The organism is Serratia sp. NA_13, from assembly GCF_052691735.1.
Map to the genome: position 1 here is coordinate 268,183 of NZ_JBQZFV010000003.1, position 18,176 is coordinate 286,358.

An 18,176-nucleotide genomic window follows, 5' to 3' on the forward strand; every position below is an offset into this window, starting at 1 on the left:
TCTTCTGCTAACGCTTGGCACGAGTCAAAAAAAAACCTGCACTTGTGCAGGGTTTTAGGGTGCTGACAAAGCAGGAAAAAGCGTGGTTTTTCCTGCTTTGTGGTGAGCAGCCGAAAATCAATAAATTGATTTTCCTGATTTTTGTTTATCGGCCTCTACTCGCACTAGGCAGGAATGAGGTTTGTCATCAGTCGGAAACCCTGCACTTGTGCAGGGTTTGTGTGAAGCCTCACATGGCGGGTTACCTTTTTCGGTAACCCGCTGTCAGAGGTTAACCAATGGTCATCAGGCTGGCGTTACCGCCGGCGGCGGCGGTGTTGACGCTCAGCGAGCGTTCGATCAGCAGACGTTCCAACAGGATATTGGTCTCGCCGTGGGCAAAGCCCTGCACCGAAACGATCGCGCCACTGCGCTGGGCAATTTGCTCGCACAGGCTACGCAACTGATCGGCGTCGCCGTGGTAAATGGCAGCGTCAAACTCCACCTTGTCCTGCTGCCAGTCCTTGCTGAAACTGATGCTGGCCTGAACCACAGCCGGCAGGCGGCGATATAAGGCGCGTTGCAGCTCGACTTCCGGCCACAGCACGCTGCTGCCAACCGCCAGTACTGCAGCCAGTTGCGCCAGAGCATCGGCTTCGTTATCGGCCAGGCACAGTACTCGCTCACGCGGCAGCAGGGCATAGGTATTGCGCTCACCGGTTGGGCCTGGCAGAGGGCGCAGGGTGCCGCCCTGGCCCAGTTCGGCGTAGCGTTGTGCCAGCGTCACTAACTCAGATTGTTTTTCGGCAACGGCCCATTGCTCCAGAGCCTGATGGGCTTTGAGCAGTTGTGGGCGTGCAGTAGCTTCCAGCGGGCGCTCGCCGTCCTGACGGTTCAGAGTACGCAACACTGCGTCATCCGGACGGTTGGCCAGTAAGCGGTACAGGTACAGTGGGCCACCGGCTTTCGGGCCGGTGCCGGACAGGCCTTCGCCACCAAACGGCTGCACGCCGACCACGGCACCGACCATGTTGCGGTTAACGTACAGGTTACCGACCTTGGCGCGTTCGGTGACGCGGGCGATGGTCTCGTCGATACGAGTGTGGATACCCAGCGTCAGGCCATAACCGGCGGCGTTGATCTGATCGACCAGCGCTTCCATATTGGAGCGCTGGAAGCGCACCACATGCAGTACCGGGCCGAAGATCTCTTTTTGCAGCTCGTCGAAGCTGTCCAGCTCGATCAGCGTTGGCTTGATAAAGGTGCCGCGTGACCACTCTTTTTCATCCTGCGCATTACCTTTCGCCGCCTGATAGACCTTGCGGCCCTTGGCGCGCATTGCCTGAATATGGCGTTCGATACCGGTTTTGGCATCGGCGTCGATCACCGGGCCAATATCGGTAGACAGGCGCTCCGGGTTACCCATGCGGCACTCGGCCATCGCGCCGCGCAGCATTTGCAGCGTATGGTCCGCCACGTCTTCCTGAATGCACAGGATACGCAGGGCAGAACAACGCTGGCCAGCACTGTCGAAGGCGGAGGCGACCACGTCAGTCACCACCTGTTCGGTCAGGGCGGAAGAGTCGACGATCATCGCGTTCAGTCCGCCGGTTTCGGCGATCAGCGGCGTTGGGCGACCCTGCGGATCCAGACGACCGGCGATATTGCGTTGCAGAATACCGGCAACGTCGGTAGAGCCGGTAAACATCACGCCACGCACGCGGGCATCATTGACCAGCACTGAGCCGACGCTTTCACCCTGGCCCGGCAGCAGTTGCAGCACGCCTTGCGGGATGCCGGCTTCCAGCAGAATACGCACCGCCTGTGTGGCGATCAGCGGGGTTTGCTCGGCCGGTTTGGCCAGCACGCTGTTGCCTGCTGCCAGCGCAGCGGCAATCTGGCCGGTAAAGATCGCCAGCGGGAAGTTCCACGGGCTGATACAAACCACCGGGCCCAGTGGGCGGTGGCTGTCATTGGCGAAGTCATCGCGTACCTGACCGGCGTAGTAATGCAGAAAATCGACCGCTTCACGCACTTCGGCAATGGCGTTGTTAAAGGTTTTACCCGCTTCGCGTACCAGGATCCCCAGCAGGCTTTGCAGTTGGCCTTCCATCAATTCGGCGGCGCGCTCAAGAATGGCGGCGCGCTCGGACGGCGGAGTGGCAAACCAGATTGGACCGGCAGCGGCAGCGGCGTCGAGCGCCCGGCTGACTTCACCTTCGGTGGCTTCACGCACGTAACCGACGATATCGCCCGGTTCGGCAGGGTTAATTACCGGCTGTTCCACGCCCTGATCCAGTTCGGCATCGATAATCGGTTCGGCGCGCCATGGCTGTGTGGCGCTGGTCAGCAATGCGCTGGACAGTGATGCCAAACGCTGTTCGTTGGACAGGTCCAGGCCGCTGGAGTTGGTTCGTTTCTCGCCATACAGCTCACGCGGCAGCGGGATGCGTGGGTGCGGCAGGCCAATTTGCCCTTCGGTGGCAGCCATGGCTTCAACTGCGCTGACCGGATCGGCAACCAGTTCCTCGAGCGGCAGAGTCGCGTCGGCGATGCGGTTAACGAATGAAGTGTTGGCGCCGTTTTCCAGCAGGCGACGCACCAGGTATGCCAGCAGCGTTTCATGGGTACCGACTGGAGCATAGATGCGGCAAGGGCGGTTCAGCTTACCCTCGGCCACTTTCCCCACCACCTGCTCATACAGCGGTTCACCCATGCCGTGCAGACACTGGAACTCATACTGGCCTGGGTAGTAGTTGTTGCCCGCCATGTGGTAAATCGCGCTCAGGGTGTGGGCGTTATGGGTAGCAAACTGCGGATAAATCAGGTTTGGTACCGCCAGCAGTTTGCGGGCGCAGGCCAGGTAGGAAACGTCGGTGTAAACCTTGCGGGTGTAAACCGGATAGCCTTCCAGCCCGTCCATTTGGGCGCGTTTGATCTCGCTGTCCCAGTAGGCACCTTTCACCAGACGGATCATCAGGCGACGACGGCTGCGCTGCGCCATGTCGATCACGGCGTCGATGGCGAACGGGCAGCGCTTTTGATAGGCCTGGATCACGAAGCCGATACCGTTCCAGCCGGCCAACTGTGGTTCAAAGCACAGCTTCTCCAGCAGGTCGAGTGAGATTTCCAGACGGTCGGCTTCTTCGGCGTCGATATTGATGCCGATATCATATTGGCGCGCTTGCAAGGTTAATGACAGCAGGCGAGGGTAAAGCTCTTCCATGACGCGTTCGTACTGCGCACGGCTGTAGCGCGGGTGCAGGGCGGAAAGCTTGATCGAAATGCCCGGTCCTTCATAGATACCGCGGCCGTTAGAAGCCTTGCCGATGGCGTGAATCGCCTGCTGGTAGGACACCAGGTAGGCCTGTGCGTCGGCTTCGGTCAGTGCGGCTTCACCCAGCATGTCGTAGGAGTAGCGGAAGCCTTTGTCTTCCAGCTTGCGTGCGTTGGCCAGCGCTTCGGCGATGGTTTCGCCGGTCACGAACTGTTCGCCCATCAGGCGCATCGCCATGTCCACGCCTTTACGGATCAGCGGTTCACCGCTCTTGCCGATAATACGGTTCAGTGAGCGTGACAGGTTGGCTTCGTTATGGGTCGCGACCAGTTTGCCGGTAAATAGCAGGCCCCAGGTGGCGGCGTTAACGAACAGCGACGGGCTACGGCCAAGGTGAGAATGCCAGTTGCCGTTGCTGATTTTATCGCGGATCAGCGCATCACGGGTTGGTTTGTCTGGAATACGCAGCAGGGCTTCCGCCAGGCACATCAGTGCCACGCCTTCCTGTGAGGAAAGGGAGAACTCCTGCAGCAGGCCTTGCACCATACCGGCGCGGCCGTTTGCACTCTTTTGGTTACGCAGCTTCTCGGCAATATCGTAAGCCATCTTATGGGTGGCTTTGGCAAGATCGGCTGGTAATCGCGCCTGTTCGAGCAACATCGGCACCGCTTCGGTCTCAGGACGGCGATAGGCTGCGGTGATCGCCGCGCGGTTGACCGACTGCGGCAGAATTTGTTCAGCAAATTCAAGGAATGGCTGGTGGGACTCTTCCTGCAGTTGCGGCATAATGTCGTCCGCTTCGGCCTGGCCAGCAGCGGCAATGGCCGGGATTTCAGGAATGTCGGAACCGTTCTCGAGACGTTCGAGATAATTAAAAATGGCCTGCTTGATCAGCCAGTGCGGCGTGCGATCGATACGCTGTGCTGCGCTTTTGATGCGATCGCGAGTTGCCTCGTCGAGCTTTACGCCCATGGTGGTAGTGCCCATGCCAATCCAACTCCTGTGTTTAAGAACCTATATACAATCGGCGGGCCAGATAGGCTGCTGGGATAGGTTCGTGCGTTGTGTGCTGTGATGAATGCTGACAATATCCAGCATGTTGCAACTTTGTGCAACCGTGTTAAATCAGGCGGATGAACGAAGTGTGAGTTCCATCGATTTTTTAACATCAATAATCGGCATGGTTCTTGCTCTGTCTGTGGGGGGGGGGCGTTGAGGATCGGCCGTCCGCACGCGTTAACCCCAGCAATATCAGGGGTAACGTTGAGTTAGTATGAGGTGCAACTCTGTTTTTGAATGCGGGGTGTAACCTTGCAGGTGGTTAAATGTGACGCAGGGTAAACTTTGTGTAACTTTGTTGTTAAATGTCTTGTTGGATAATCAACAGGTCAACTAGGATAGCCAGCAGTCAGAAAATTGCGGGGGGAAACTATTTTCACCTGCGGGAGCCCGCAATTTCGCCACGTTCCGGCGGATTGGCAAGCAGTAGCTATCGCAATACAGCGCGAAATAATAATGAGAGTGGAGAATTTCATGACAATGAGCACACCGATGCTGGTGACCTTCCTGGTGTATATCTTCGGGATGGTGTTAATCGGCTTACTTGCCTATCGGGCAACCAATAACTTTGACGACTACATTCTGGGCGGTCGTAGCCTGGGTAGCGTAGTGACCGCGCTTTCTGCCGGCGCATCAGACATGAGCGGCTGGCTGTTGATGGGCCTGCCGGGCGCTATCTTCCTGTCCGGCATTTCCGAAAGCTGGATTGCGATAGGCCTGACTATCGGCGCTTACCTTAACTGGAAACTGGTGGCGGGGCGGCTGCGTGTTCATACCGAAGCCAACAATAACGCCCTGACGTTACCGGATTATTTCACCAGCCGTTTTGAAGACAACAGCAAGCTGCTGCGGGTGATCTCCGCCATTGTCATTCTGGTGTTCTTCACTATCTATTGTGCTTCCGGCATCGTCGCCGGTGCGCGTCTGTTCGAAAGCACCTTTGGCATGAGCTATGAAACGGCGCTGTGGGCCGGTGCTGCTGCTACTATCCTTTATACCTTTATCGGTGGGTTCCTGGCAGTGAGTTGGACCGATACCGTGCAGGCCAGCCTGATGATTTTCGCGCTGATCCTGACGCCGGTGATTGTTATTTTCGCGGTTGGCGGCATTGATACCTCGATGATGGTGATTGAGACCAAGAACCCGGCTAATATCGATATGTTCAAAGGCCTGAACTTTGTAGCGATCCTCTCGCTGCTGGGTTGGGGGCTGGGTTATTTCGGTCAGCCACATATTCTGGCGCGTTTTATGGCGGCGGACTCTCACCGCACCATTCGCAGCGCACGCCGCATCAGCATGGCCTGGATGATCCTGTGTCTGGCCGGCACTATTGCCGTTGGTTTCTTCGGCATTGCCTACTTCGCCAACAACCCGGAATTGGCGGGTAATGTATCGCAGAACGGTGAGCGCGTGTTTATCGAATTGGCGATGATCCTGTTCAACCCTTGGGTTGCGGGCATTCTGCTGTCGGCCATCTTGGCTGCGGTAATGAGTACCCTGAGTTGCCAACTGTTGGTGTGTTCAAGCGCGATTACCGAAGACCTGTACAAAGCTTTCCTGCGTAAGGGCGCCAGCCAGCGTGAGCTGGTGTGGGTCGGGCGCTTCATGGTGTTGCTGGTGGCGCTGATTGCCATCGCGCTGGCGGCAAACCCTGAAAACCGCGTACTGGGTCTGGTGAGCTACGCCTGGGCCGGCTTCGGGGCAGCCTTTGGTCCGGTGGTGTTGATCTCGGTAATGTGGTCACGCATGACGCGTAACGGTGCATTGGCCGGTATGTTGGTGGGGGCGGTAACGGTGATCGTCTGGAAACAGTTTGCCTGGTTGGATCTGTATGAAATTATCCCAGGCTTCCTGTTCGCTTGTATCGCCATCGTGGTGGTGAGCCTGATGGGCCGTCAGCCTTCGGCAACCATCACTGAACGTTTTGATCAGGCAGAAGCCGAGTTCAAAACCGTTTAATCCTCTCGCACCGCGAGTCTGAAAGGGCGCTTAATACGCCCTTTCAGACTGATGACAAACTTCATTCCTGCCCAGAGCGAGTAGAGGCCGATAAATAAAAATCAGGAAAATCAATTTATTGATTTTCGGCTGCTCACCACAAAGCAGGAAAAACCACGCTTTTTCCTGCTTTGTCATTTTCTATTCCGTGGTTTTCTGTCATCTGCCTGAAACACCTGGCGACATTTGATTAGAAAAAATCACCCTTGCGGCTCTTGTATTTCTCCCAGCCAGAATGATAATCACTATCGTTGTGTTTTACTTTTCTTTACATTAGCGTTGCCGCCATTTCTGGCGTGCGGACGCTTCGCAGCAGATGCCTTTTTAGGGGTTATTAACTATGTTTGTTCCCTTCCTTATCATGTTCCGTGAGGGGCTGGAGGCGGCGTTGATCGTCAGCCTGATTGCCAGTTACCTCAAACGCACGCAGCGCGGTCAATGGCTAGGCGTGGTATGGATAGGGGTGATAGTTGCCGCTGCCCTGTGCCTGGCGCTCGGTATTTTCATCAATGAAACCACCGGCGAATTCCCGCAAAAGCAGCAAGAGCTGTTTGAAGGCATTGTTGCTGTGGTGGCGGTGCTGATCCTCACCTATATGGTGTTCTGGATGCGCAAAGTGTCCAAATCGGTCAAGGTGCATCTGGAAGGCGCTATCGATAACGCGCTTAACTCCGGTAAAGGTCAGGGCTGGGCGCTGGTGGCGATGGTGTTTTTTGCCGTGGCCCGAGAAGGGCTGGAGTCGGTGTTTTTCCTGCTGGCAGCCTTCCAGCAAGACGTTGGCATTGCGGCGCCTATCGGTGCGGTACTCGGCCTGGTGGCGGCCATCGTGCTGGGCATGGCTATTTACTGGGGCGGTGTAAAGTTGCACCTGGCCAAGTTCTTCAAGTGGACCAGCCTGTTTATCCTGTTCGTGGCCGCCGGTCTGGCTGCAGGGGCGATCCGCGCTTTCCATGAAGCCGGGTTGTGGAATCACTTCCAGGATATCGCGTTCGACTTCAGCAACCATCTGTCGACCCATTCGCTGTTTGGCACCCTGCTCGAAGGTATCTTCGGTTATCAGGAAGCGCCAACGGTAAGCGAAGTGGCGGTCTATTTCCTGTATCTAATCCCTACACTGATTTTCTTTTTCCTGCCGCAGCGAGCGGAACTGGCAGCAGTTTCGGCGCAACGTAAAATCAATCATTAATTTTAATAGGGAATTTGTATGTCTACTCCATTATTCCGCCGCAAGGCGTTGCATGCAGCATTACTGGCTCTGCCGGCGTTCGCGCTAAGCATCAACGCTCAGGCGGCGGACGTGCCGCAGGTGAAAATTACCGTTAACGACAAACAGTGTGAGCCGATGCAGTTGACGGTAGCGGCCGGTAAAACCCAGTTTGTGGTGCACAACACCAGCCAGAAAAACGTCGAATGGGAAATCCTCAAAGGGGTGATGGTGGTGGAAGAGCGTGAGAATATCGCGCCGGGCTTCACCCAGAAGATGACCGCCAACCTGGAAGCGGGCGAATACGACATGACCTGCGGACTGCTCAGCAATCCGAAGGGCAAGCTGATCGTGACCGCTGCCGCAGGCGCCGCCACCGACGGCAAACCGAATGCGATGGATTTGGTCGGGCCGATAGCTGAATACAAGGTTTACGTGACCAAAGAAGTGGAAGGTTTGGTCAAGCAGACCAAGCTGTTCACCGACGCTATCAAAGCCGGCAACGTGGAACAGGCGCGTAAACTCTATGCGCCGACACGCCAGCACTACGAGCGCATTGAACCGATCGCCGAACTGTTCTCCGACCTGGACGGCAGTATCGACGCCCGTGAAGACGATTACGAGAAGAAAGCGGAAGATCCGAAGTTCACCGGTTTCCACCGCCTGGAAAAAGCGCTGTTTGCTGATAACACCACCAAAGACATGAGCAAATACGCCGATCAACTGTACAACGACACCCTCGAGCTGCAAAAACGCGTCACCGATTTGACCTTCCCTCCAAGCAAAGTGGTGGGCGGGGCGGCCGGTTTGATTGAAGAAGTGGCGGCGAGCAAAATCAGCGGTGAAGAAGACCGTTACAGCCGTACCGACCTGTGGGACTTCCAGGCTAACGTCGACGGTGCGCAGAAAATCGTTAACCTGCTGCGCCCATTGTTGGTCAAGGCCAACAAACCGTTGCTGGACAAGATCGACGCCAACTTTAAAACCGTTGATACCATTTTGGCGAAGTACAAAACCAAAGATGGTTATGAGTCTTACGAGAAGCTGACCGATGCCGATCGCAATGCCATGAAAGGGCCGATCACTACCCTGGCGGAAGACTTGTCACAATTGCGTGGCGTTCTGGGTCTGGATTGAGGCAAAGCATGATGAGTAACAAGATCGGCCCGGAAAACGGGCCGTATCCACAGGGTGCTGCGTCACCGTCGCGCCGTCGCTTGTTGCAGGGGTTGGGGCTAGGCGTGCTGGCGCTGGGGGGCAGCCGTCTGACCCAGGCGGCTGATAAAACCGCCGATCCGCTGGCAGTACCGCAGGATGAACGTTGGCAGAAGCAACCCTTCTATGGCGTGCATCAGGCCGGGATCCTCACGTCGCAGCAGGCCGCGATGATGCTGGTGGCGTTCGACGTGCTGGCGAGTAACAAGCAGGATTTGGAGCGTTTGTTCCGGCTGCTGACCACCCGTATTGCTTTCCTGACTACGGGTGGCAGGGCACCGGAGGTGGATCCCAAGCTGCCACCGCTCGATTCGGGTATCATGGGGCCGGAGATTTATCCGGACAACCTGACGGTTACTGTCTCGGTCGGCAGCTCGCTGTTTGACGAACGTTTCGGGCTGCAGGCTCAAAAACCTCTGCGGCTGCAGAAAATGACGCGCTTCCCTAACGACTCGCTGGATGCCAGCCTGTGCCACGGTGATTTGGTGTTGCAGATTTGCGCCAATACCAATGAAACGGTAATCCACGCGCTGCGCGACATTATCAAGCATTCGCCGGATCTGCTCAGCGTGCGCTGGAAGCGGGAAGGGTTTATTTCTGCCCACGCCGCGCGTAGCAAAGGCAAAGAAACGCCGATCAACTTGCTGGGCTTTAAAGACGGCACCGCCAACCCGAAAACCAGCGATAAACCCTTGATGGATCAGGTGGTGTGGACAGCAGACAATGCCGGTGAACCGGCATGGGCGGTAGGCGGCAGCTATCAGGCGCTGCGGATTATCCGTTTCCACGTCGAGTTCTGGGACCGTACGCCGTTGCAGGAACAGCAAACCATCTTTGGCCGCGACAAGCACAGCGGTGCGCCACTTGGCATGAAGCATGAGCACGACGAGCCGGACTACGCGCAAGATCCCGAGGGGAAGATGATCCCGATGGATGCGCATATCCGCCTGGCAAACCCGCGCACCCCGCAAACCCAGAGTAATTTGTTGCTGCGCCGTGGTTACAGCTATTCACTTGGTGTGTCCAATTCCGGCCAACTGGAGATGGGGCTGCTGTTTGTTTGTTATCAGGCCGATCTGGAGAAAGGCTTCCTGACGGTGCAAAAACGCCTTAACGGTGAAGCGCTGGAAGAGTACGTCAAACCGATCGGCGGCGGCTATTTCTTTGTGCTACCGGGGGTAAAAGACGCCAATGATTACCTGGGCAGCGGTCTGTTGAAAGCCTAAGCCACTTCTAAAAAGGCGGGGGATCTCCGCCTTAGGTTGCTGACCAAGCAGGAAAAAGCGTGGTTTTTCCTGCTTGGTGGTGAGCAGCCGAAAATCAATAAATTGATTTTCCTGATTTTTATTTATCGGCCTCTATTCGCTCTGGGCAGGAATGAGGTTTGTCATCAGTCTGAGGCGGGGGATCCCCGCCTGAATTTTCAGCCATCCACGACAAACCACAGCTAATTAAAATCAATAGTGACCTTGCGCAATTGCGGGGCCGGGCTTTAATTAGGCTAACTATTTTCATTTTTTGTTAAAAGCATTAACATGCTGGCCATAATGTTCCAAATGGTTCACACCCTTCGATCCCTTTAACGGCATTTTCCTGATGAAAAGTACTCATAAAAACCGGTTGGCAGTTTCAGCGCTGTTTATTCCAGCCCTACTGCCTGTTTCTGCCAGCTTTGCGCAGGACAAGGATAGCGAACAGACCATGGTGGTCACCGCCAAGCGCAGCGGTCTTTCTGAACTCTCAACCCCGGCAGCCGTCAGCGTGGTCACGGGCGATCAAATCCGTGAGGCACGGCCGCAGATTAACCTGTCGGAAAATCTGGGCAGCGTGCCCGGTTTACAAATTCAGAACCGCCAAAACTATGCGCAGGATTTGCAGCTCTCGGTGCGGGGTTTCGGTGCGCGCTCAATGTATGGTGTGCGCGGCGTGCGTATTTATGTCGATGGCATTCCGGCCACCATGCCCGATGGGCAGGGGCAGACCTCGAACATTGACCTTAACTCGGTCGAGAAGGTGGAAGTGTTGCGCGGCCCATTTTCCGCGCTCTACGGGAATGCCTCCGGCGGCATGGTGAATGTGGAAACCGAAACCGGCCAACAGCCGCCCCGCATTGAGGCCAGTTCGTACTTCGGTAGCTACGGTACCTGGCGCTATGGCGTCAAGGCCACCGGGGCGACTGGTGACGGTACCCACGCCGGTGATGTTAACTACACCATTTCCGGTACCCGTTTCACCACTCAGGGGTTCCGTGACCACAGTGGCGCGCGGAAAAATCTTGGTAATGCCAAGCTGGGTGTTCGCATCGACGATGTCAGTACGCTCACGCTGCTGTTTAACAGTGTTGATATCAACGCCAATGATCCGGGCGGCCTGACCTCCGCCGAATGGCACGATAATCCGCGCCAGGCACCGCGAGCCGAACAGTACAATACGCGCAAAACCACGTCACAAACTCAGGCCGGGTTGCACTACCAGCGCGAGATGGGTGTTGATGACGATCTCAGCATCATGATGTATGCCGGTGAGCGTGAAACCACCCAGTACCAGTCGATCCCGGTCGCGGTGCAACAGCGCAGCGCGCAGCATCCGGGCGGGGTGATTGACCTGACGCGCCATTATCAGGGGATCGATACCCGCTGGACGCACCGTGGCGAGCTGGGTGTGCCATACACCCTGACCGGCGGGCTGGATTATGAAACCATGACCGAGCAGCGCAAAGGGTATGAAAACTTTACCCAAGTCAACGGTGTCACCGAGCTGGGTACCGAGGGAGCGTTGCGCCGCAACGAACGCAACCTGATGTGGAATGTGGATCCTTACCTGCAAACCTCATGGCAGTTGACACAACAACTGACGCTGGATGTCGGCATGCGTTACAGCACCGTCAATTTCGACTCTAACGATCACTACGTCACCGGTGCCAATGGCGATGACAGCGGTAGCGCCAGTTACCATCAGTGGCTGCCTGCCGGTTCCCTCAACTATGCGGTGATGAGCGGCTGGAATCTGTATCTTTCCGCCGGTCGCGGGTTTGAGACGCCGACCATTAACGAACTGTCTTACCGTTCAGGCGATCAGGCCGGGCTGAACTTCGGGCTAAATCCCTCAACCAGCGACACGGTGGAGTTGGGCAGTAAAACCCGCATTGGCAATGGCCTGCTGACCGCTGCCGTTTTCCAGACCGACACCCGCAACGAAATCGTGGTGGATGAAAGCAGCAACGGCCGCACCAGCTACAAAAACGCTGGGCAAACCCGCAGGCGTGGCCTGGAGTTGGCGCTGGATCAGCAATTCGCTTATGACTGGCGGGTACAGCTGGCCTGGACGCTGCTGGATGCACGCTATCGCGATGATGTGTGCGGCGACAGCCAGTGTTCGGCGGCCAATATGGTACCCAACGGCAACCGCATGCCGGGCATTGCACGTAATATGGGCTATGCTTCGCTAGCCTGGTCACCGCCGGAAGGTTGGTATGCCGGTGCAGAGGTGCGCTATATGAGCGATATCGCGGTTAACGATGCCAACACGGAGCAGGCTCCGGCTTATACCACCGTCGGCTTGAATACGGGCTATCGCTATCCGCTGGGCAATTGGATGCTTAACGTTTTCGGTCGGGTAGATAATCTGTTTGACCGACAATATGTGGGGTCGGTGATCGTTAATGAAGGCAATGGCCGTTACTACGAACCGGCTCCGGGTAGAAACTGGGGCGGCGGATTGAGCGTTTCTTATACCTTTGAGTAACGGCAGGGATCGCCCGGCGACATAATCACTCAGCATCAGGGCGGGAGCATTCCCGCCTTTTTTATTTATAAATTTCGGGGGATTGACAGATTCTGGGGGGGTTGAAATTTAATCGGGAAACCAAAATGTCATCGATACTATTTAATGGTAAGTATTTGATATTATGGATATTAAATATTTTATTGAATGACGTAATCGGCGTAATATAGAGTTATTGCGCTACATGAAAACAAAAAGTATCAAATTTTTTTACATTTTAGTAACGCGGCAGGGTTGAATGTCATTATACTGTAATCATCTGGCGGTAGTTTTCACAAGGTGCACAGCTCGAAGCTGTAAATAACACTGCGGGGATCGCTAATGGTAAAGTCCTTGGTTGGGCTAGAAAGAACAAATGACAGACCTTCCCTGATTTCTCGTTGTAACGAGGGCATTGCCTCCGACTCTCTTTTCCTGACTACTCCGCACTCTTGTCACTCCAAATTCTTGTCACTTTTTACTCAGGTTTTAATTACGCAATCGCGTTATCCCGTGAAACATCGGCGTGCCGTCACGCCCGCCGTATATTCACTTTTTCAATTGGCTGTTGTTGGCTCGAAAGGAAGCCGAAACCTAATCTGTGTGTGAAACATAATCGCGCGGCCTGGCCGTTGCGGTAGGTGAAACAAACTGTAAGGTGCCACTATGAGACAAAAAGCAGTGATCAAAGCACGTCGTGAAGCGAAACGCGTTATTCGTCGTGACGCTCGTAGTCATCGCCAGCTTGAAGAAGAGTCCGTAACCTCGCTGGTACAAATGGGTGGTGTTGAGTCTATCGGCATGGCACGTGACAAGCGCGATAGCTCTCCCATAGAGGCACGAACCGAAGCTCAGGGTCATTACTTAATCGCCATAGATAAGAAGCAGTTGATTTTTGCCACCGGTGAAGCCGGCTGCGGCAAAACTTTCATCAGCGCTGCGAAAGCGGCAGAAGCCCTTATACATAAAGAAGTGGATCGGATTATCGTTACTCGTCCGGTTCTGCAGGCGGATGAAGACCTCGGTTTCTTACCCGGGGATATTTCTGAGAAGTTCGCCCCTTATTTCCGCCCGGTGTATGACATTCTGGTGCGCCGTTTAGGATCGTCCTTTATGCAATACTGCCTGCGTCCGGAAATCGGCAAGGTAGAGATCGCGCCTTTCGCCTACATGCGCGGGCGTACCTTCGAAAATGCGGTCGTTATCCTGGATGAAGCCCAGAACGTGACCGCCAGCCAGATGAAGATGTTCCTGACCCGTTTGGGAGAGAACGTAACGGTAATCGTTAATGGTGACGTCACCCAATGCGACTTGCCACGCGGCGTGAAGTCTGGCCTCAGCGATGCGATGGAACGCTTCGAGGAGGATGAAATGATCGGCATCATCCGCTTTGATAAACAAGACTGTGTCCGCTCCGCCCTATGCCAGCGTACGCTCAACGCCTACAGTTAAAACCTGCCCGCTAATTCAAGGCCGCCTCGGCGGCCTTTTTCTTGTCTTGAATATCAGTGCTGTCTATATAAAACAGAAGGTTAAGTTACACTACAGACAACTACAATCACCAGAAAACCATCTAGCCCCTCACCGCCGACCCTATTCGCTACAACTTCCGGCGAACCGTTCGTCGGTGTCCATTCATGGAATGCCCCAAAAGCCGCTATCGGCAAAGAAATACCGCTTACATGGCTGGGTAGGGTGGCGCAAACGGTGCAGACTGTTCGAGTTGCGCGCAAGGTTGCTGATGAGCGTCACGCTTATGTCGAAGAGGTGCAAAAAGTTGTGGTATGTATGCCCCACACCCTGGCGCAGGTCATGTCCACGAAACCCGGTCAACAGAATGACGCGTCCTTCGCAAGGACATTGACGTTAATCCTTTGACTTTATAAAGCACCTCGGAGTCTTGTTAATAACTGTGGGGAGGTTCAGCGAGAACCTGATCTAGATATGCAGATAGCAACGCCTGCGTATGTCACGGCGGTGATGAATTTGATTGAAAGCGTTGACACGTGAGGCAATGGTAAGTTTTGACGGAAAAGTATTTTCATCTCCTCCTCTTGATGACTGGAAGGGACTCAATGATGAAGTATATTAGTTGAGAATTTATCTGACTATGTTAAATCTAACCAGTCATTCATCTCAGTGATGCGCTGTAGTGGTGGCGTTAGCTGATTGCAAGCCTTAGTCTTATTATCCACCGACCCAACATTTTCCGGCTTATCGCCCATCAAATGGTAAGGCCAAGGGTTGGATTTTCTGCCAAAAGCTTTATTATTGACCCCTTCTAGGATGGAGGAACATCAGGATAGTTATGGATGTTTATGGTGTAGGTAGGGCAATATTTGACGGTGTTATCTCAATACCCGGAGATGCATGGTCGGGGCTGGAAAGAACCCTTCAAGATCTGAATCTGAGTGCCGATGGCCGTTACTACCAAAGTCGCAATTTTGCAGATGATGCCCGCTTTGGTCGCGCGCTGCGCAAACTGGTTAGTAATCCGCGTACAACCTGGGATATCGCAACGATCATTATTAATGATTGCTTCGGTAAACTTCCCAATCCAATCGTTTAAAAAATCTATGAGAACATCGCGACTGGCGGCAGCATGCTTGCTTCTCGACAGGCCACTCAATTTTTTGTTGTCGGTTACATTACAATAAAAGTGGTTACTGACGCCGTGATATCTGTGGTTATCTCTCGCATGACCCGGATTTCTATTGGTACCATTGCCGGCGGCCTTGTTGTTCAAGGGATGATTGCAAGGGCGGCAGAAGCCTCACGCAAATTGCTCAATGGAAATCCGGAACTTTACTGGAAGCTGAGAAAACAAGATTTTGATATGTTGTACTTTGTTTTCGAAGGGCCTTTAGCGAAGTATATTCAGTTAAGTCGCCTGCATCGTGCGGGTGATAAGCGATTCGAACAGGTGATAAATGAAATTGAACGTATGGACTAAGGTGAAATCCCTTTTCTTTAGCCTCATTCATACGCTCGTCCCTGTGCTGACTGGCGGTCTGGCCGTGCTGGCTTGGGTGATGTTTATTGATGACAGTTTTTGGAAGTACGTGGCACCTATTAGCATTCTTATCCTAGGTACGCTGGTAGCATTTTTCACTCCTGATAGTAAATCTCAAAAGAAAAATGACAGATAAAAGCCGCTAGCCAAGCGGCCGATTTATCTTTCGTCTCCGAGGCAGAGACTCAGTTTTTTAACCTGATAACCGTATGTCAATTCAGCCATCAGATCAATAATTCTTTCCGCGATCAAAACCACGGATACTGGCTCATCACGCCAGAGTAAAACAGCATCCGGCCACTCACCGAGGCGCAGAGCAGGGCCAGCATCAGCATGCTGGCGGTTCCTGCAGACAACACCGGTTGGCGATAAAGATAGGTTGTCAGTCCGGTCGCGATAATCAGCCCGGCAAAAATCAGCCAACTCGCTTTTGTGTAAAATATTGTGGTTTTTTGTATGGATTTTCGTTGAGTTAGCGTTAATGATTAGTGAGGTTCCAGACGGGCGCAGGGGTTCATCCGCCAAAAGGGAATACCTGGGAGTATGTCGGGTTGGCGTACTGGGCATTGGGATCTTCAAGACGGTTCAATCATGAAATATATTATTTTATTGCTATTTATTTTGTGCGTTGTGTATGTCCATTACCGTGGCAGGGTGCGTTACACCTTCTGGCGGCAGCTTTCCGATCATTCGACCTTCACCGCGCCGTTGAACGTTTTTATGTATTTATTCTCACGCGTGCCGACCACCGCTTATTTGCAGCCGGAGCAATTCGCTGAGCTGCAGGTGCTGCGGGAGAATTGGCAAACCATTCGTGATGAAGGGCAGCAGCTGATGGCAATTCAGCAGATCAAAGCCTCGGATCAATTTAACGACGCCGGATTCAATTCGTTTTTCAAAACCGGCTGGAAGCGCTTTTATTTAAAATGGTATGAAGACAGCCACCCGTCGGCGATGAGCCTGTGTCCGCAGACCACGGCTTTGTTACGCAGCTTGCCTTCGGTCAAGGCGGCGATGTTTGCCGAACTGCCGGATGGCAGCCGTCTGCCGCGTCACCGGGATCCTTACGCTGGTTCGCTGCGTTATCACCTGGGGCTGATTACCCCGAATGACGACCGCTGCTTTATCGAAGTGGACGGTGAGCGTTACAGCTGGCGCGATGGTGAGGGGGTGATGTTTGACGAAACCTATCTGCATTTTGCCGAAAACCAAAGTGGGAAAAATCGGCTGATTCTGTTTTGTGATATCGAAAGGCCAATGCGTTTCCGCTGGGCGCAGGGCATCAACCACTGGTTGGGGCGTAACCTGATGAGCGCGGCTACCGCACCCAATGAAGAGGGCGATCGCACCGGTGGCGTCAACAAGCTGTTCAAGTACATTTATGCGGTACGCAAAGTGGGGAAACGGCTGAAGGCGTGGAACCGTACCGGGTATTACATCATTAAATGGATTTTGTTTGGTGGTATTGCTGCGGGCATTTTCTTCGCGGTATAAATCCTGGCGGTGCAAGGCGGTATAAGAAGAGGGGCGCAGCGTGCGCCCCTCGGTCATTCAGGAAAAGATGGTCATCATGTAAGCGGCAAACAGCGCCAGGTGCGCGGTACCGTTTAACACGTTGGTGCGGCCGGTGGAGAACGACAGCTGGCACAACAGCAACACCGTCAGCATCACCACGATATGCGGGGTTTGCAGGCCGAAGATCAGTGTCTGGCCGGTGAGGGTAGCGATGATGGTTACCGCCGGCACCGTCAGGGAAATGGTCGCCAATACCGAGCCGAAGAACAGGTTCATGGCGCGCTGTACCTGATTATTCAATACTGCTCGCAGTGCCCCCAGACCTTCAGGCGACAGGATCAACAGGGCAACCAGGAAGCCAGTGAATTGCGCCGGGGCATTCACTTTGGTCAGCAAACCTTCCAGTGGGTTGGCGTTAAACTTGGTCACCGCGATAACGGCAACCAGATGCACGATCAGCCAGGCCGCATGCCAGGCGCTGCTGTGTGAGGAAGGCTTGCCGTGGTGCGGGTCGCCGTCGTCATCTTCATGCTCGTATACGAACAGACTCTGGTGGGTTTTGGTTTGGATCACCAGGAACACGCCGTACATGGCGGCAGAAATCACCGCGACCAACAATGCCTGACCGGTGCTGAAGTTACCGCCCGGCAATGCGCTCGGGAATACCAGAACGATTATCGCCAGCGGAAAAATGGCCATCAGGTACTGTTTGATACCGCCAAGGTTGACGTACTGGGTGGCGAACTTGCGCCCACCGAGCAGCAACGCGACACCCACCAACCCGGCGGTAACGATCATGATGATGGAATAAAGCGTATCGCGCATTAACGCCGGGGCCGCGTCGCCGGTCGCCATCAGCGCTGAAATCAGGCTGACTTCCAGGATCACCACCGACAGGCTGAGGATCAGTGAGCCATAGGGTTCACCCAGGCGGTGAGCCAAAACGTCGGCGTGGCGTACTACGCTGAAAGCACTGCTGAGAATACCGATCAAGGCAATGAGGTTAATACCGACGATCAGCGGAAAGTTGGTGGTACTGCCCCACAGATTTAGCACCACCAGGGCGGCGATGGGGAACAGCAGGGAATACTCAGTGTGGCGGGATTTGGATCGGCCAGGATCGTTTTGCGACTTCATTTTGGTGGTACTCCTTC

Annotated in this window: 14 protein-coding genes; 10 read left to right on the top strand and 4 right to left on the bottom strand. The window is 54.5% G+C overall.

Annotated features, from left to right (window positions below; genetic code table 11):
- Window positions 1-271: 271 nt before the first annotated feature.
- A complete protein-coding gene (putA, locus tag ACUTSU_RS07975) occupies window positions 272-4,243 on the bottom strand; it encodes a trifunctional transcriptional regulator/proline dehydrogenase/L-glutamate gamma-semialdehyde dehydrogenase (protein ID WP_445650540.1) in 3,972 nt (1,323 codons plus the stop codon).
- 546 nt (window positions 4,244-4,789) lie between these two features.
- Between putA and putP the strand changes: the two genes are divergently transcribed.
- Window positions 4,790-6,274 (top strand): sodium/proline symporter PutP, encoded by a 1,485-nt coding sequence (gene putP / locus ACUTSU_RS07980; RefSeq protein WP_445650541.1) that lies wholly within the window; start codon window positions 4,790-4,792, stop codon window positions 6,272-6,274.
- Between the two features lie 30 nt (window positions 6,275-6,304).
- Here the strand turns inward: putP and ACUTSU_RS07985 are convergent, their stop codons facing one another.
- Window positions 6,305-6,451 carry a hypothetical protein gene (locus ACUTSU_RS07985; RefSeq protein ID WP_445653987.1) on the bottom strand — a complete coding sequence of 49 codons (147 nt, stop codon included), beginning with the start codon at window positions 6,449-6,451 and terminating at the stop codon, window positions 6,305-6,307.
- 202 nt (window positions 6,452-6,653) lie between these two features.
- On the opposite strand from ACUTSU_RS07985, the gene efeU reads away from it, so the two are divergent.
- The 8 genes from efeU to ACUTSU_RS08025 all read left to right on the top strand — a co-directional run bounded on the left by efeU (window position 6,654) and on the right by ACUTSU_RS08025 (window position 15,643).
- Window positions 6,654-7,499, top strand: a complete 846-nt coding sequence (gene efeU, locus ACUTSU_RS07990) for an iron uptake transporter permease EfeU (protein WP_445653988.1) — start codon at window positions 6,654-6,656, stop codon at window positions 7,497-7,499.
- An 18-nt stretch (window positions 7,500-7,517) separates the two neighbouring features.
- On the top strand, window positions 7,518-8,654 hold the full coding sequence (efeO, locus tag ACUTSU_RS07995) for an iron uptake system protein EfeO (protein WP_445653989.1): 1,137 nt from the start codon (window positions 7,518-7,520) through the stop codon (window positions 8,652-8,654).
- 11 nt (window positions 8,655-8,665) lie between these two features.
- Entirely contained in the window at window positions 8,666-9,958 is a 1,293-nt protein-coding gene (gene efeB, locus ACUTSU_RS08000; RefSeq protein WP_445654018.1) for an iron uptake transporter deferrochelatase/peroxidase subunit, read from the top strand.
- A 370-nt stretch (window positions 9,959-10,328) separates the two neighbouring features.
- Entirely contained in the window at window positions 10,329-12,476 is a 2,148-nt protein-coding gene (gene pqqU / locus ACUTSU_RS08005; RefSeq protein WP_445653990.1) for a TonB-dependent receptor PqqU, read from the top strand.
- A gap of 684 nt (window positions 12,477-13,160) precedes the next feature.
- The gene (phoH, locus tag ACUTSU_RS08010; RefSeq protein ID WP_004945903.1) at window positions 13,161-13,946 is read left to right on the top strand and encodes a phosphate starvation-inducible protein PhoH; all 786 of its coding nucleotides are present in this window, start codon (window positions 13,161-13,163) and stop codon (window positions 13,944-13,946) included.
- Window positions 13,947-14,802: 856 nt separating this feature from the next.
- Window positions 14,803-15,063 (top strand): hypothetical protein, encoded by a 261-nt coding sequence (locus ACUTSU_RS08015; RefSeq protein WP_445650546.1) that lies wholly within the window; start codon window positions 14,803-14,805, stop codon window positions 15,061-15,063.
- A 33-nt stretch (window positions 15,064-15,096) separates the two neighbouring features.
- Window positions 15,097-15,447, top strand: coding sequence for a hypothetical protein (locus tag ACUTSU_RS08020; RefSeq protein WP_445653991.1), 351 nt, complete (start codon window positions 15,097-15,099; stop codon window positions 15,445-15,447).
- Window positions 15,425-15,643 (top strand): hypothetical protein, encoded by a 219-nt coding sequence (locus ACUTSU_RS08025; RefSeq protein ID WP_445650548.1) that lies wholly within the window; start codon window positions 15,425-15,427, stop codon window positions 15,641-15,643. Before ACUTSU_RS08020 ends, ACUTSU_RS08025 begins: the two co-directional genes overlap by 23 nt.
- A 23-nt stretch (window positions 15,644-15,666) precedes the next feature.
- Here the strand turns inward: ACUTSU_RS08025 and ACUTSU_RS08030 are convergent, their stop codons facing one another.
- Window positions 15,667-16,032, bottom strand: coding sequence for a hypothetical protein (locus ACUTSU_RS08030; protein WP_445653992.1), 366 nt, complete (start codon window positions 16,030-16,032; stop codon window positions 15,667-15,669).
- Between the two features lie 66 nt (window positions 16,033-16,098).
- Here ACUTSU_RS08030 and lpxO point away from each other — a divergent pair, with 66 nt between their 5' ends.
- Complete coding sequence (lpxO, locus tag ACUTSU_RS08035; protein WP_445650550.1) at window positions 16,099-17,001, top strand: lipid A hydroxylase LpxO; 903 nt, start codon at window positions 16,099-16,101, stop codon at window positions 16,999-17,001.
- 57 nt (window positions 17,002-17,058) lie between these two features.
- On the opposite strand, the gene chaA is transcribed toward lpxO, so the two are convergent.
- A complete protein-coding gene (chaA, locus tag ACUTSU_RS08040) occupies window positions 17,059-18,159 on the bottom strand; it encodes a sodium-potassium/proton antiporter ChaA (protein ID WP_445650551.1) in 1,101 nt (366 codons plus the stop codon).
- Window positions 18,160-18,176 lie beyond the last annotated feature (17 nt).

Coding starts and splice junctions, on each gene's coding strand:
- pqqU (WP_445653990.1), top strand. CDS start 10,329: ATGAAAAGTACTCATAAAAACCGGTTGGCAGTTTCAGCGCTGTTTATT.
- efeO (WP_445653989.1), top strand. CDS start 7,518: ATGTCTACTCCATTATTCCGCCGCAAGGCGTTGCATGCAGCATTACTG.
- ACUTSU_RS08020 (WP_445653991.1), top strand. CDS start 15,097: ATGCTTGCTTCTCGACAGGCCACTCAATTTTTTGTTGTCGGTTACATT.
- putA (WP_445650540.1), bottom strand. CDS start 4,243: ATGGGCACTACCACCATGGGCGTAAAGCTCGACGAGGCAACTCGCGAT.
- lpxO (WP_445650550.1), top strand. CDS start 16,099: ATGAAATATATTATTTTATTGCTATTTATTTTGTGCGTTGTGTATGTC.
- ACUTSU_RS08025 (WP_445650548.1), top strand. CDS start 15,425: ATGAAATTGAACGTATGGACTAAGGTGAAATCCCTTTTCTTTAGCCTC.
- efeB (WP_445654018.1), top strand. CDS start 8,666: ATGAGTAACAAGATCGGCCCGGAAAACGGGCCGTATCCACAGGGTGCT.
- efeU (WP_445653988.1), top strand. CDS start 6,654: ATGTTTGTTCCCTTCCTTATCATGTTCCGTGAGGGGCTGGAGGCGGCG.
- ACUTSU_RS07985 (WP_445653987.1), bottom strand. CDS start 6,451: ATGACAAAGCAGGAAAAAGCGTGGTTTTTCCTGCTTTGTGGTGAGCAG.
- putP (WP_445650541.1), top strand. CDS start 4,790: ATGACAATGAGCACACCGATGCTGGTGACCTTCCTGGTGTATATCTTC.
- phoH (WP_004945903.1), top strand. CDS start 13,161: ATGAGACAAAAAGCAGTGATCAAAGCACGTCGTGAAGCGAAACGCGTT.
- chaA (WP_445650551.1), bottom strand. CDS start 18,159: ATGAAGTCGCAAAACGATCCTGGCCGATCCAAATCCCGCCACACTGAG.
- ACUTSU_RS08015 (WP_445650546.1), top strand. CDS start 14,803: ATGGATGTTTATGGTGTAGGTAGGGCAATATTTGACGGTGTTATCTCA.